This window comes from Corynebacterium sp. 045007 (genome assembly GCF_040743205.1).
Classification (GTDB): domain Bacteria; phylum Actinomycetota; class Actinomycetes; order Mycobacteriales; family Mycobacteriaceae; genus Corynebacterium; species Corynebacterium jeikeium_D.
The window spans coordinates 1-15,099 of sequence record NZ_JBFLKW010000016.1; the positions used below are offsets into that span (position 1 = coordinate 1).

At 57.8% G+C, this 15,099-nt stretch carries 13 protein-coding genes; all 13 read right to left on the reverse strand.

Translation table 11 applies throughout. From position 1 onward, the window contains the following. Positions 1 to 209: 209 nt before the first annotated feature. The 13 genes from secG to AB1Z34_RS08600 all read right to left on the reverse strand — a co-directional run bounded on the left by secG (position 210) and on the right by AB1Z34_RS08600 (position 15,030). Positions 210 to 446, reverse strand: coding sequence for a preprotein translocase subunit SecG (gene secG, locus AB1Z34_RS08540; protein WP_005510775.1), 237 nt, complete (start codon positions 444 to 446; stop codon positions 210 to 212). Between the two features lie 101 nt (positions 447 to 547). Next, positions 548 to 3,376 (reverse strand): phosphoenolpyruvate carboxylase, encoded by a 2,829-nt coding sequence (gene ppc, locus AB1Z34_RS08545; protein WP_367158218.1) that lies wholly within the window; start codon positions 3,374 to 3,376, stop codon positions 548 to 550. Between the two features lie 202 nt (positions 3,377 to 3,578). Then, positions 3,579 to 4,367, reverse strand: a complete 789-nt coding sequence (gene tpiA / locus AB1Z34_RS08550; protein ID WP_367158219.1) for a triose-phosphate isomerase — start codon at positions 4,365 to 4,367, stop codon at positions 3,579 to 3,581. Positions 4,368 to 4,436: 69 nt separating this feature from the next. Further along, positions 4,437 to 5,648, reverse strand: a complete 1,212-nt coding sequence (gene pgk, locus AB1Z34_RS08555) for a phosphoglycerate kinase (RefSeq protein WP_049172950.1) — start codon at positions 5,646 to 5,648, stop codon at positions 4,437 to 4,439. Between the two features lie 110 nt (positions 5,649 to 5,758). Then, positions 5,759 to 6,763: a type I glyceraldehyde-3-phosphate dehydrogenase gene (gap, locus tag AB1Z34_RS08560; protein ID WP_048731894.1), complete on the reverse strand. Its 1,005-nt coding sequence runs from the start codon at positions 6,761 to 6,763 to the stop codon at positions 5,759 to 5,761. Between the two features lie 183 nt (positions 6,764 to 6,946). Next, positions 6,947 to 7,945: a DNA-binding protein WhiA gene (gene whiA, locus AB1Z34_RS08565; RefSeq protein WP_187400150.1), complete on the reverse strand. Its 999-nt coding sequence runs from the start codon at positions 7,943 to 7,945 to the stop codon at positions 6,947 to 6,949. A gap of 191 nt (positions 7,946 to 8,136) precedes the next feature. After that, positions 8,137 to 9,084 carry a uridine diphosphate-N-acetylglucosamine-binding protein YvcK gene (gene yvcK, locus AB1Z34_RS08570; RefSeq protein ID WP_048731879.1) on the reverse strand — a complete coding sequence of 316 codons (948 nt, stop codon included), beginning with the start codon at positions 9,082 to 9,084 and terminating at the stop codon, positions 8,137 to 8,139. A 23-nt stretch (positions 9,085 to 9,107) separates the two neighbouring features. Next, the gene (gene rapZ / locus AB1Z34_RS08575; protein WP_005510809.1) at positions 9,108 to 9,998 is read right to left on the reverse strand and encodes an RNase adapter RapZ; all 891 of its coding nucleotides are present in this window, start codon (positions 9,996 to 9,998) and stop codon (positions 9,108 to 9,110) included. A 112-nt stretch (positions 9,999 to 10,110) separates the two neighbouring features. After that, positions 10,111 to 12,159, reverse strand: coding sequence for an excinuclease ABC subunit UvrC (gene uvrC, locus AB1Z34_RS08580; RefSeq protein WP_016422728.1), 2,049 nt, complete (start codon positions 12,157 to 12,159; stop codon positions 10,111 to 10,113). Between the two features lie 29 nt (positions 12,160 to 12,188). Then, positions 12,189 to 12,683, reverse strand: coding sequence for a PH domain-containing protein (locus AB1Z34_RS08585; protein ID WP_016422727.1), 495 nt, complete (start codon positions 12,681 to 12,683; stop codon positions 12,189 to 12,191). A 2-nt stretch (positions 12,684 to 12,685) separates the two neighbouring features. Continuing rightward, entirely contained in the window at positions 12,686 to 13,168 is a 483-nt protein-coding gene (gene ribH, locus AB1Z34_RS08590) for a 6,7-dimethyl-8-ribityllumazine synthase (RefSeq protein WP_016422726.1), read from the reverse strand. Further along, positions 13,169 to 14,431 carry a bifunctional 3,4-dihydroxy-2-butanone-4-phosphate synthase/GTP cyclohydrolase II gene (locus AB1Z34_RS08595; RefSeq protein ID WP_016422725.1) on the reverse strand — a complete coding sequence of 421 codons (1,263 nt, stop codon included), beginning with the start codon at positions 14,429 to 14,431 and terminating at the stop codon, positions 13,169 to 13,171. Between the two features lie 11 nt (positions 14,432 to 14,442). Further along, entirely contained in the window at positions 14,443 to 15,030 is a 588-nt protein-coding gene (locus AB1Z34_RS08600; RefSeq protein ID WP_016422724.1) for a riboflavin synthase, read from the reverse strand. Positions 15,031 to 15,099 lie beyond the last annotated feature (69 nt).

Below are 15,099 nucleotides of genomic sequence, written 5' to 3' on the forward strand. Positions count from 1 at the left end.
ACACTCGATAGGAATCAGAAAAGGCCCCATGAAGTAACAAACGGTGTGCCCGCCCCGCAACACGCCGAGCGGACACACTTTTTGCTACTTAACCCTCCGCTTCACCGCTAACAGCCCAGAAACAGCAAATTCCCGTCGATAAGCGAAATGCTATCGACGGGAATTTTTATTGCTTAAAGGCCTGCGGTGGGGCGTGCTGCGTGCGGAACCTACCAGCCGAAAGTATTGAACAGCAGCAACAGGACAATGCAGAGCAACCAGATAATCACGGTCACAATAGTGACGCGGTCAAGGTTCTTCTCCACCACAGTCGAACCGGACAGATTCGACTGCATGCCGCCACCAAAGAGGCTGGACAGTCCGCCACCCTTACCCTTGTGGAGCAGGATAAACAGCGTCATCAGGATGGATGTGATGACCAGGACAATCTGAATGGCGAGGTACACGCGCACTTCCTTTTGAAACGTCGCTTCTTTAAGAACTCCAACTATACTAGCGCAATTGCTCCGCTGGCTAGGTATCCCTAGCCGTATCCCTAGGCGAATTCCTAGCCGGAGTTGCGCAGTGCAGTTGCCAAACCATTCATGGTCAGCTGAATGCCCCGACGCACCTTGTCGCGATTATCGCCGGCACGGTAGCGACGCAGCATCTCCAGCTGGATGATGTTCAGCGGCATAAGGTACGGGAAGCGCATGTCCACCGAGCGCCTGAGCAGCGGGTTGTCCTCCAGCAGGTGCTTGTACCCGGTTACCTTCAGGAACATCTCCAAAGTCAGGTCGAACTCTGCCTTGATGATGCCGTAGATGCGCTCACCGTCGGCCTTATCTTGGCACAGGCTAGCGTAGGCGCGCGCCAGGTTCAGGTCAGCCTTGGACATGACCTGCGCCATGTTCGACAGCACCGAATTGAAGAACGGCCAAATCTCGTTGAGCTGACGGAGCTCAGCCAGGCGGGAACCGTCTTCGTCCTCGCCGATCCACTCCTGCAGTGCAGAGCCGACACCAAACCAGCCCGGCACCATAGAACGCTGCTGCGACCAGGACAGTACCCACGGAATTGCGCGCAGGTCAGAAATGGTCTGGGTCTGCTTGCGTGAGGTCGGACGCGAACCGATGTTCAGGCTGCCGATCTCATCGACCGGGGTCGACGACGTGAAGAAGTCAATAAAGCCCGGGTCCTCGTGCATGAGCTTCGAGTAGGCCTCGCGAGACAGGTCGGAAATCTCCGACATAATCTCGTGGGCGCGAGCTGGGTTCTTCAGGTCATCGACGTCGAGCAGAGTCGACTCAATCGTTGCCGAAACAAGTGCGGCGAGGTTCCTGCGTGCCGCTGCAGGGTGACCGTACTTTGCAGAGATAATCTCGCCCTGCTCAGTGATACGCACGGACCCCTGGACTGCACCCGACGGCTGCGCCAGGATTGCTTCGTAGGACGGACCGCCACCACGGCCGACAGTACCTCCGCGGCCATGGAAGAGACGCAGGCGAATGTCGTTGTCCTTCGCAGCTGCCACGATGGCGACCTCCGCGTCGTAAAGCGCCCAGTTTGCAGCGAAGTACCCGCCGTCCTTGTTGGAGTCGGAGTAGCCAAGCATGACTTCCTGCAGATCTCCGCGTGCGGACACGTATGCGCGGTAGACCGGAATGTCCCACGCAGCACGCAGCACGTCGGCACCAGCCTGCAGGTCTTCGATGGTTTCGAACAGCGGAATGACGTCAACAGAACCGGTCGGCTGGGAGCCATTCGGGCGAATCAGACCGACTTCCTTGAGCAGAATCATCGGCTCCAGCAGGTCGGAGACCGATGTACACATCGAAATGATGCAGTGCGGTACCGCGTCGTGACCGTACTTGCGCACCGCACGAGATGCCGCACGCATAATGCCTAGCTCGCGAGCCGTAGCTTCGGAAAGATCTGCGGAAGTCGAAACCAGCGGACGGGAGGACTGCAGTTCCTTGGTCAGCAGCTCGACCTTGTCAGCTTCCTTCAATCCCGCGTAGTTGTCCACCACACCGGCAGCGGAGAACAGCTCGGTGAGGATTTCCTCATGAGAGTCCGAATTCTGGCGGATATCAATCGAGTACAGGTGGAAACCAAATACCTCCACTGAATCCATCAGGTCGCGCAGGCGGTGATCGGCGATGAGGTCATCGTGGCTGGACCGCAGGGAGTCGTCGATAATCGAGAGCTCTTCAAGTAGCTCCTCGGCGCTGTCATACGGAGTGAATTCCGACCAGTCGCCCTCGATGATGGACTCGTCGAAGAAGTTCACCGCTGTTGCCGCCACGCGACCGCGGATACCGTGAACCGCACGACGGTACGGCTCATCTTCGCGGTTAGGTACGTCATTGTGGCCGCGGCTGGCCAGAGCGACCAGATCCACGGTGACCTTGGTCAGGCGGTCGCTGAGACTGAGCTCGCGCTCCAGCAGGTGCAGCTGCGAGAAGTAGTGACGCAGGATCGTACCCGCTGCCCTATCGGAGGCGTAGCGCAGCGTCTCCTCCGTCACGTATGGGTTGCCGTCATGGTCACCGCCGATCCACGAGCCCATGCGAATCGTTGGGTTAGCCGGCAACTTGTTTCCGCCGAGCTGACGCAAGTGCTTGACGACGTCTCGGTTAATCTGTGGCACAGCTTCCAGCAGAGAAAGCTGGTAGTAGCGAAGACCAACCTCGACCTCATCGCGAATGTCCGGGCGGTTCATGCGAATGAGAGCCGTTTGCCACAGCGTCAGGATACGGCGGCGGATATCGGCATCAATCTCAGCGAGTCGGTCCGCGGTGCGCGCATTCATCGGGGCCGCCTGAATCTCGTGGCGGCGCCGCATTGCGGCCGTGATGTGCTTCTGCACATCGAACACTGTGCGACGACGAGTTTCCGTTGGGTGTGCGGTCAGAACCGGGACGACCTCAATGTGGTCCATCATGTCCGCAATGGCGCTGCTGGAAACCTTGGCGTCGCGAAGCTTCTGCCATGTTGCCTCCAGAGTGGAGTCCTGCGGTGGATCGCCAGCATCGAGAGATGCCTCGATGCCCAGCTCCTCGTGCAAATCCTCAGCGAGGTTAGCCAAAAGTGCGAAGTGCGTGAAAGCACGGATGACAGGGCTTGCCTCGGCTGGGTCAATATCGCGGAAGAGGCCGGTGAGCTTCTCGATGTCGCCATCGCCACGATGGAGTTCGAAGGCTGCACGGCGAGCATTTTCGACCAGGTTAAAGACCTCGTCACCCTCTTGCTCGCGGATTACCTGCCCAAGAATTCGACCCAGGTGGCGAATATCCTCCCAGAGCAAGTCCTGCTGCTTCGCGGTAGCGGTCGATGAAGATTGCTCACTGCTTGCAGTGTGTCGGTCAGTGTCACGATGTACTTGTTCGTTCATTGAGCACGTCCTTTGAAAATTGCCGGGCATTCCAAGTGGAAAGCCACGGGAAATGTATTGCGCTAAAACATTGCCAGTCGGTGTGCCTGGGTTGAGTCCGCCTAAAGGCAATAACCCCGAATCGGTTTTATGAGAATCAATAAAACCAATCCGGGGTCGCGCATGACGCCTATCTTATCAGTTGTTCTGAATTTATATGCACTTAGGTGTTCTGAGCGGCATCTGCAGCAAGTGCGCAGAGCTTCGCGAATGCTTCACCGTCGAGCGAAGCGCCACCGACGAGGCCGCCGTCGACGTCGGGCTTGCCGACGATCTCAGCGACGTTCTCGGCCTTGACGGAACCACCGTAGAGGATGCGCATCTCCTTTGCGATGTTCTCGTCCGCAATTTCTGCGACGGTCTCGCGGATAGCTGCACAGACTTCCTGCGCGTCTGCAGCCGATGCGACCTTACCGGTGCCGATAGCCCAGACAGGCTCGTAAGCGATGACGGTCTTGGCTAGCTCAGCGTTGGTCAGGTTAGCCAGGGATCCCTTGACCTGAGAGACAACGTACTCGACGTGCTCTTCGGCCTCTCGGACCTCCAGCGGCTCGCCGACACAGACGATTGGGTTCATGCCCTCGCGCAGTGCTGCCTTGGCCTTCTTTGCGACCAGCTCATCGTCCTCTGCGTGCATATCGCGACGCTCGGAGTGACCGACGACGACCCAGGTGCAGCCGAGCTTTGCCAGCATCGATGCGGAAATCTCGCCGGTGTAAGCGCCGGACTCGTGGACTGAGACATCCTGCGCGCCGTAAGTGACGCCGAGCTTATCGCCCTCAACCAGAGTCTGGACCGAACGCAGGTCGGTAAACGGCGGGATGACAGCGACGTCAACCTTGTCGTAGTACTCCTTTGGCAGAGCGAACGCGAGTTTCTGCACCACACCGATAGCTTCGAGATGGTTCAGGTTCATCTTCCAGTTACCAGCAATAAATGGTGTACGTGCCATAGTGGTGGAATTCACTTCCCTATCAATTAGCGGATTTTTAAGCGATGAAAATCCGGTGGTGGAAAAATCTTAGTCTTCCAGGACGGAGACGCCCGGCAGAGTCTTACCCTCGAGGAACTCCAGCGAAGCGCCACCACCAGTGGAGATGTGGCTGAAGCCGTCCTCGTTCAACCCCAGAGTACGTACTGCTGCTGCGGAGTCGCCGCCACCGACGACGGAGAAGCAACCGTTGTTAGTGGTGGCATCGATGATGGCCTGTGCAACCTCGCGGGTGCCAGCTGCGAAAGCCTCCATCTCGAACACGCCCATCGGGCCGTTCCAGAACACAGTCTTGGACTCAGCGAGCACCTTGCCGAATGCCTCGGCGGAAGCCGGTCCGATGTCCAGGCCCATCCAGCCTTCCGGAATCTCGGTGGCGTCTACCACCTTGTTTTCAGCGTCTGCAGCGAACTTGTCAGCCACGACTACGTCGGTTGGCAGAACGATCTTATCGCCGTAGCGGTCCAGCAGATCCTTACAGGTGTCAATCATCTCTTCCTGCAGCAGGGATGCACCAACGGCGTAGCCCTTGGCAGCCAGGAAGGTGAAGCACATGCCGCCGCCGATGACCAGGGAGTCAACCTTCGGCGCGAGAGCCTCAATAACGCCCAGCTTGTCGGAAACCTTGGAACCGCCGAGCACGACGGTGTACGGCTTCTCCGGGGTCTCTGCGACCTTGCGCAGAACTTCTAGCTCAGCCTGAACCAGGTTGCCGGCGTAGTGCGGCAGCTTCTTAGCGACGTCGAAGACGGAAGCCTGGGCGCGGTGAACAACACCGAAACCGTCGGAAACAAATGCTCCGTCCGGAACAAGTGCAGCCAGCTCGGCTGCGAACTCGGCGCGCTCTGCCTCGTCCTTGGAGGTCTCGCGCGGATCGAAGCGGACGTTCTCCAACAGGAGTACATCGCCCTCGGTCAGACCATTAGCGCGCTCGTGCGCGTCCTCACCGGAGACATCACCGGCGAGCGCGACGTACTGCTCCAGGCGCTCAGACAGCGCCTCAGCGACCGGGGCCAGGGAGAACTCGGACTTAACCTCGCCCTTCGGTCGACCCAGGTGAGCCATAACAACGACCTTGGCACCGGCCTCGACAAGCGCGGACAGGGTGGGCAGCGAAGCATCGATTCGACCCGGATCGGTGATAACGCCGTCCTTCAACGGAACGTTAAAGTCGGAGCGGACGAGGACGTAACGGCCTTCAATACCTTCGTTGATCAGGTCTTTGACAGTCTTAACAGTCATCTCAATGAAATCCTTGTGAAAGTGTGTAAAAAACGGGCCGTGGGTGGCGTGCCCTACTCAGGCGCAACCACCCCGGCCCGTTCGGGGTCTGGGATTAACCAGGTGAGTTATTAGAGGCGCTCACCGACGTAGACAGCCAGGTCGACGAGGCGGTTGGAGTAGCCCCACTCGTTGTCGTACCAGGAGACAACCTTGACCTGATCGCCGATGACCTTGGTCAGCGGTGCGTCGAAGATCGAGGAACGCGGGTCGCCCTCGATGTCCTTGGAAACGATTGGGTCCTCGTTGTAGCCCAGAACACCCTTGAGCTCGCCCTCAGCAGCTTCCTTGATGGCAGCATTGACGGACTCGACGGTGACCTCGCTCTTCGCAGTGAAGGTCAGGTCGGTGACAGAGCCGGTCGGGGTCGGAACACGCAGTGCGTAGCCGTCCAGCAGACCCTTGAGCTGCGGCAGAACCAGAGCGACTGCCTTTGCAGCACCGGTGGAGGTCGGAACAATGTTCAGTGCAGCAGCGCGGGCGCGACGCAGGTCCTTGTGCGGAGCGTCGTGCAGACGCTGGTCACCGGTGTATGCGTGGATGGTGGTCATGAGACCGCGCTCGATGCCGAACTTGTCGTCCAGGACCTTAGCCATCGGAGCCAGGCAGTTGGTGGTGCAAGAAGCGTTCGAAATGATGTTGTGCTTCTCCGGGTCGTAGTCAGTGTGGTTAACACCGACAACGAAGGTTGCGTCTTCGTTCTTAGCCGGAGCGGAGATGATGACCTTCTTGGCGCCAGCCTCGATGTGAGCCTTGGCAGCGTTGGCATCGGTGAAGAAACCGGTGGACTCAATGACGATGTCGACCTCGTGCTTGCCCCACGGCAGGTCCTTCGGGTCGCGCTCAGCGTATGCCGCGATGCGCTTGCCGTTGACGGTGAGGGACTCATCGTCGTAGGTGACCTCTGCGTCAAGCTTGCCCATGATGGAGTCGTACTTGAGCAGGTGAGCCAGGGTCTTGTTATCAGTGAGGTCGTTTACAGCAACGACTTCCAGGTCAGCGCCCGCAGCGAGCAGGGAGCGGAAGAAGTTGCGGCCAATGCGACCAAAACCGTTAATACCTACACGAACCGTCACAATAATCTCCTTAATGGATTGGTGAATCGATGCCACTTGTCAGGGCGCTGATTGCGCTCCAACAGGTTCACTACAGAAGTGTACGTTGGGTTTTTCATTCGCGCAGCGGTGGTTTGGTGCGAAAATCCCAAATAAACGGAGATTTATCAAAAATTACGCACCTGACTAGGCATAACAGGTGCTTTACTCGTCAACTTCTTTGTCAAAAAGTTCGTCTGTAACGACTGCAGTTGTGGGGGGAATTCCGAGTTCGTTTGCTCTTTTGTCCGCCATGGAGAGCAAACGGCGGATACGTCCTGCGACGGCGTCCTTGGTCATTGGCGGATTTGCCAGCTGCCCAAGTTCTTCCAGTGAAGCCTGCTTGTGCTCGATGCGCAGCTGTCCTGCAGACACCAAATGGTCTGGTACATCGTCACCGAGAATCTCTAAAGCACGCTCTACTCGCGCTGCTGCAATAACGGCCGCACGAGCCGAGCGCCGCAGGTTGGCATCGTCGAAGTTTGCCAAACGAGTGGCCGTCGCTCGCACTTCACGACGCATTCGCTGTTCTTCCCACTGCAGGCGAGTAGTCTGGGCTCCCATTCGCGTCAGCAGCGCACCGATTGCATCGCCCTCCCGGATGATTACACGATCGCCACCGCGGGTTTTATTCTCCTTGCTCTTAGCCGTAATTCCGAGCCTACGAGCACATCCCACCAATGCAAGTGCCGCTTCAGCAGAGGGAGCAGTGACCTCCAAAGCTGAGGAACGGCCCGGCTCAGTCAGCGAACCATGTGCCAAAAAAGCACCCCGCCATGCAGCTTCTTGATCAATCTTCTGCCCCATAATCAGCTTGCGTGGTAGCCCACGTACGGGACGTCCCGCAGAGTCAATCAGGCCAGTTTGCCTAACGACGAGTTCCGCGCCATCGGTTACCCGCACGATGTACTTCGAGGTCTTTCGCAAGCCACCGGGAGACAAGACATTGAGGCTGGCTTTGACATCGTAGAGTTCGGCCAGCATGGAGCGTAGGCGGCGTGCGACAGCGCCGGAATCCAACTCAGCCTCCAGCACAATCGAACCTGCCACCAGGTGGAGTCCTCCTGCGAAGCGGAACAGGGTCGCAATCTCCGCTGCCTGAGCGCTTTCCTGCGAAACTGACACGCGGGCTAGTTCGTCTTTGACCTTCGCCGTCAATGCCACGATGCTGTCCATCCTCATTTCATGTGTACGAGCTGGGTTTGGGCCTGGTTAATTTAGGTGAAATTAACCCCATTTGAGCTTTAGCAATAAACCTCAAGGATAGTATCCGGAACCAATCGAGTGGCAATTAGTTGATTGCCTGCTGCATCCCCGCAGGAGAATGCATAAAAACCCTCGATTGACAGGACGCTTTAGAGGAACTGACGAAGTGCGACAGCTAGCTTCTCCGGCGAATGTCGACCTGTCAAAGCTCCGTGGTCATCAACTTCTTGCACATCGGCGAAGACAACCTGCGCGTCTAGGCTATCCGCCGCTCGCTGCAGGTATTCTCGTTCGGTATCCGCGAGCGGCGTGTTGTCGTCGACAAGCACGTAATTGAGCTTCAAGTTAGGTGCATGCTGCGTGAGCATATGGATGTGCCGTTCGGAAGAAAAACCGGCGGTCTCCCCCGGCTCGGCGACAAGATTCAGCACCACGACGGTTGTGGCATTGGTTTCTTGCAGAGCATCCCGCAGCCCGGGCACCTGAAGATGTGGCAGAACCGAAGTAAACCACGAACCCGGACCCAGCGTCACCAAATCGGCATTGAGGATAGCTTCAATGGCCTCCTCGGATGCCGGCGGAGTCTCAGGAATCAGCCGGATTCGGCGCACCTGGCCAGGTGTCGTGGCCACTGCGACCTGGCCGCGGACCTGACGCACAACGCGAGCATCCTGCTCCAAGCCAACGACTTCGGCCTCAATCTCTAGCGGGATCGGCGACATGGGCACGACGCGACCCCGGATTTGCAGCAACCGGCCAATTTCGTCAAGCGCGTCGACTTCATTTCCCATCACACTGGTGAGGCCAGCGATAATCAGATTGCCAATCGCATGCCCTGCCAGTGCGCCAGTTCCGCCAAAGCGGTGCTGCAGTGTCTTTTCCCACAGATCGCCTTTTTCCGTATCTGCGGAAAGCGCGGCGAGTGCCATGCGAAGGTCTCCAGGGGGAATCTGCCCCAGCTCACGACGAAGGCGACCCGAAGATCCGCCGTCGTCGGCAACTGTGACCACCGCTGTGACATGGTCCGCAACCTGACGGTCAGCTCTCAGCGTGGCAAATAGACCATGACCGCCACCCAGACTGGTAATTGATGTCAATTTCTACACCTCCACGAAAACCGCTAGTTGCGGTCAATATCGCGGTGGACGACGTTGACGTTGATCCCGGAAACTCCCTCGAGCTTCTTAGCCAGCGCCTCCGACATGGCCACACTTCGGTGATGGCCTCCGGTGCATCCCACAGCGATAGTCATAAAACCCTTGCCCTCACGGCGGTACCCGGGCAAAACCAATTCAATCAAGTTTGTGACGTTGTCCAAAAACCCCTGAGACTCAGGTTGGGACAGCACGTAGTCGGCCACGGCTTTGTTGGTACCGCGGCCCGCACGCAGCTCAGGTACCCAATAGGGATTGGGGAGAAAACGGACGTCGAAAAGCATGTCGGCATCGCGCGGCGCACCGTGCTTAAACCCAAAGGATTCGATGGTGATCTGCTGAATCTTGCTAGCGGTATCCGACAACTGATGCTCTAACTCACGGCGCAAATCGTGCACGCTCATGTCAGAGGTATCCACTACTAAATCCGACATGCCCTTTATTGGCAGCAACATCTGACGTTCAGCGGCAATACCCTGTGAAAGCGTGCCATTTTCCTGCAGCGGATGGGTGCGGCGGACAGAGTCGTAGCGGGCGATGAGGGTGTCGTCGTTGGCATCAAAGAAGATGACATAGGGCTGGCGCCCCTCATTGCGGAGTCCGTCGAGCACCTCCCCCAAACTGCCGGCGAACGCGCGCGAGCGCACGTCGGTGACGATAGCGAGGCGCTCTACTGGAGAGTCCGCCTCAAACGACAACTCGACCATGCGCATAATTAACTCCGGTGGCAGGTTGTCTGCGACATACCAGCCCATCTCCTCCAAGACGCTGGCGGCCGTATTGCGTCCGGAACCGGACATGCCGGTAATCAACACAAGTGACTTTTCAGCCTGAGGGGAATAACCCGAAGTAATCATGCCATCACTCTAATACAATTCCGCCCAACCGCTCTCGGTTTTACTAGCGGAAGTAAACCCCCTAGCACTGTTTCAAGTGCGGTTTTAGCCACTTGTTTACCTACTTCTACGCCTACTCTCCCGGACCGACATCCGAGTTTGGATCTGACGGCTTCTCGTCTGGATGGAGGTAATCGTAAACAGTTTTCGCGAGCATCGGCCCGAAACCAGCCACTTCTTCGATCTGCTCGACGCTGGCCTTCTTCAGCGCCGCAACGGAACCAAAGTGCTTGACCAACTCACTGCGGCGTGCTGGCCCCAGCCCCTTAATGCCATCAAGCACCGAAGAACGCATGCGTTTAGAGCGCTGCTGGCGGTGATAATTAATGGCAAAGCGGTGCGCCTCATCACGAATTCGCTGAATAAGGTACATCGCCTCCGAATTGCGCGGCAGAATGAGTGGCTCATCATCGTCGGGAATCCACAGCTCTTCTAAGCGCTTGGCAATCCCCACCAACGTCACATCGGTGACCTCGAGTTCATCGAGGACCGCCTGTGCGGCTGCGACCTGCGGTGCACCACCGTCGACGATGAACAACTGTGGCGGGTAGGCAAACTTGCGGTTACTCCGCGACTGCTCATCGACGGCATCAGTCGTCTCTTCGACGAACATCTCGCTTGCATCATCGGGCATGGCGAGCTTGTCCTCGTTATGGCGCAGAAAACGACGGCGCACCACCTCAGCGATAGAACCGACGTCGTCCGAGCGACCGTCACCCGCTGCATCTTTGATTCGGTAGCGGCGGTAGTCGGACTTCTTGGGCAATCCATCCTCGAAGACCACCAACGAGGCCACCACATCGGTGCCCTGAATATGCGAGATGTCAGTGCACTCGATGCGCAGCGGCGCTTCATCCATAAATAGCGCGTCCTGGAGTTCGGAGAGAGCCTGCGATCGAGTAGTTAGATCTCCACTTCGCTTTAGCTTGTGCTGGCGTAGCGCTTCAGCTGCATTTTTCTGCACGGTCTCCATGAGCGTCCGCTTGTCACCGCGTTGTGGGACGCGAATATCTACATTGGTGCCACGAATATCGGTCAAAAATGCAGTAACCTCGTCAAGATCGTCGGGCGTGGCCTGAACGAGAATTTCGCGTGGCACAACCTGGGCGGCAGTGGTTGATTCATCGCCGTCGACATCCGCGTGCTTGGCGGCGTCGCCATAGAACTGTGTCAGGAACTGCGTTAGCAGCCCACCCAAGCTGGGGTCAGTTTCTCCCTCTCGAAACTCCGTAGTCGCGTACTCGCCGGACTTCTCCACTACCCAGCCGCGCTGACCGTAAATACGTCCCGCCCGAACATGGAAAATCTGCACGGCCGCTTCCAGTTCGTCGGTTGCCAGCGCAATAAAGTCGGCATCGGCGGCGTCGGAAAGCACGACTGACTGCCGCTCCATGACCTTGTCGATGGCAGCGAGGTTGTCGCGCAGACTAGCGGCGCGCTCGAAGTCTAACTCGCCGGCAGCTTCCTCCATTTCCTTTTTTAAGCGCCTCGTGACCGGGCCCGTATTTCCCGACATGAAGCTGGTAAAACCACGGACAATTTCGCGGTGTTCCTCGGCACTGACACGGCCGACACAAGGCGCCGAGCATTTGTCGATATAGCCGAGCAAACAGGGCCGCCCCAGGGCTTGCTGCCGGTTGAAGACTCCCTTTGAACAGGTGCGGGCTGGGAAAACTCGTGTAAGCAAGTCGAGCGTTTCTCGGATAGCCCACGCGTGTGAATAAGGCCCGAAATAACGCACGCCCTTCCGGCGCGGTCCTCGGTAGAGAAAGAGCCGCGGGTACAGCTCTCCAACGCTGACGGCCAACATCGGATACGACTTGTCGTCGCGGTACATCACGTTGAACCGCGGATTAAAGCGCTTGATCCAGGTGTACTCCAACTGCAGCGCTTCGACTTCATTGTGGACGACAGTCCACGTCACCTTCGAAGCGGACTGCACCATCTGGCGGGTGCGGGGATGAAGCCGAGTTAAGTCCTGGAAATAGTTAGACAAACGCGCACGGAGATTCTTCGCCTTGCCGACGTAGAGAACGCGCCCGGTTGAATCGAGAAAACGGTACACCCCCGGCTCCGTGGGAATGGTGCCGGGGGCGGGACGGTACTGAGAAGGGTCAGTCACTTACGGTGTCCTTAAAACGTGTCCTTGGGTTAGTCCTCCGGCATGAACTCGTCTTCAAGTTCACGGAACCGGCGGATGTCTTCCACGACGCGGCTGCCGTCGGCCGACTGGATCGCGAGCATCGGCACAAACTCAAAGTCAGGCAGCTCCAAGCGAGCCCAGCGGGACTTCTTTGGAAAACTCAGGCCGTAGATATCGACCCACGGGTAAAACTTCGCATTGAGTAGATTGCGGACTTCCACACCCCTGGCATTGACGCGAACGCGAGCCCGAGTCAGCAGCAGGATTACCCCGGCGATGATCAAACCAATCATTGGGAAAGCCAGCTGGTCGATAGCGGTCACCGAAGCTCCGGTGTTACCAAAGTCCACCACGATACCCATGAAGATATGGATAGCGAAAACCACAACTGCAGCGATAATCGCCCACAGACGCAGCTTTTGCGAGGTGATTTCCAACAGCCATTTGTCTTCGCTACCGGTGTCGACGGCAGTCGAATTGCTGTGGCGTTCGGAGTTACCCATTCTTACTCAGCTCCACCTTCACGAAGGGACTTCAACACTGCGACGGTGTGCAGCGCTGCGGCCATGGCCTCGCGACCTTTATTCTCCGCGGCGCCCTCACCGCCGGCACGATCAATTGCTTGCTGTTCAGTGTTGCAGGTCAACACACCATTGCCAACTGGCGTTTCACAGTCCAGTGCGATCCGCGTCAGGCCCTCAGTCACCGAGTCGCAGACATAGTCGAAGTGCGGCGTACCACCGCGGATAACGCACCCCAGCGCCACCACGGCGTCGTGAGTTCGCGCGAGCTGTTGCACCACAACCGGAATCTCCAGAGCACCGACGACAGTCACATCCGTGACTACAGCGCCGACCTCCTCGGCCTGGGACAGCGCTTCACGACGAAGCTGCCCAGTAATCTCCTCGTTCCAGTGAGAGGTGACCAGACCGACGGTCACACCAGTGGAATCGGGAACGGAAATTTCAGGAAGACCTGCGCCACTCATCTACTGTGCTCCTTCTGTCGAAATGCCGTGGGTCTCCATGTACTCATCCAACCAAGGGAGCTCATGGCCCATGCGTTCGCGCTTTGTCAACAAGTATTTCAAGTTATCCTCGTTGACCTCAACTGGCACCGGTACCCGGCGGCTCATCTCCAGTCCATAACCACCTAGGCCGGCACGCTTGGTCGGATTGTTCGTCAGCAGCGCCATAGTGGTGACTCCAAGATCCTGCAGAATCTGTGCACCAGTGCCGTACTCACGGGCATCCGACGGCAAACCGAGCGCAAGATTGGCATCAACGGTGTCAGCGCCTTCATCTTGCAGATGGTAGGCCTGCAGCTTCGGCATCAGACCAATGCCTCGGCCTTCGTGACCGCGCATGTAGAGGATGACGCCACGCCCCGCTTCGTGAACCATGCGCATGGAGTTGTGCAGCTGCTGACCGCAGTCGCAGCGGCGAGATCCCAGTGCGTCGCCAGTGAGGCATTCGGAGTGCACACGCACGAGGACGTCCTGACCATCGTTGGAAGACACATCCCCCACAACGAGAGCGACATGCTCAACACCGTCGATAAGGCTCCGGTACCCAATGGCACGGAACTCGCCGTAGTCGGTCGGCAGCTTGGTTTCGACAACGCGTTCAATCAAGTGCTCGTTGTGGCGACGGTATTCGATCAGCTGCTCAATGGAGATCAGCGCTAAATCGTGCTTGTCGCAGAAGCGACGCAGTTCCTCCGCGCGCGCCATACCGGTCGGGTCTTCCTCGGAGACAACCTCACACAGCACGCCAGCAGGACGAAGCCCTGCCAGGCGGGCGAGATCGACCGCAGCCTCGGTGTGGCCGGCACGGACGAGGACGCCACCATCGCGAGCTCGCAACGGAACCACGTGTCCTGGTCGGGTGAAATCGTGCGGGCTCGACGTGGGATCAGCCAGAGTACGAATGGTGTTCGCACGATCTGTGGCGGAAATACCGGTCGTACCGGTGTTGGCATCCACGGTCACTGTGTATGCGGTACCGCGGGCATCCTCATTCTCTGACACCATCGGTGGCAAATTCAGACGCTCGCAGTCCTCGGCGGTCAGCGGCGCGCAGATGTAACCAGAGGAATAGCGAACCATAAAGGCAACAAGTTCAGGCGTTGCCTTCTCGGCGGCGAAGATGATGTCGCCCTCGTTCTCACGATCTTCATCGTCGACGACGACCACGGCCTTACCGGCTGCGATGTCCGCAATGGCCCGCTCTACAGAATCGAACTTAATCACAGTCTTGTAGCTTATCTTTCCAACATTTTCTCGACGTACTTGGCTAGCACATCGACTTCCAAATTGACCTTGGCGCCTACCGCGGTCGAACCAATAACGGAGTCCGTCAGCGTCGTCGGTATCAGGCTGACCTCAAAGAACCCCTCGCCTACTGCAGAGACGGTCAACGAAGTACCATCCACGGCAATTGAGCCCTTTTCCACGACATACTTGGAGAGATGCTCCGGCAGCGAAATCCGCACTACTTCCCAGCGCTCCCCTGGCGTGCGCGAAATAACCTCGCCGGTGCCATCGACATGTCCCTGCACGATATGGCCGCCGAGGCGTTGACCCACTGCGGTTGCACGTTCGAGGTTGACCTTGGAGCCGACCTCAACCTGGCCGAGGCTCGACCTATCCAGAGTCTCTTGCATGAGATCAGCGGTAAAGAAATCATCGCCAAACTCCACGACGGTCAAACAAACGCCATTGACAGCAATGGAATCACCGTGGTGCACGTCGTCAAGCACGGTGGTCGCGCGAATGGTCAGAGTAATGGAATCGGCTTCGCGGTGGATTTCGCGAATTTCGCCGAGTTCCTCAACAATTCCCGTAAACATAGTGGTCAGGAAAATCCTTTACCGTTTGTTATAAATTGAAAGATTTTTACAAAATTAACTCTAGCCGGT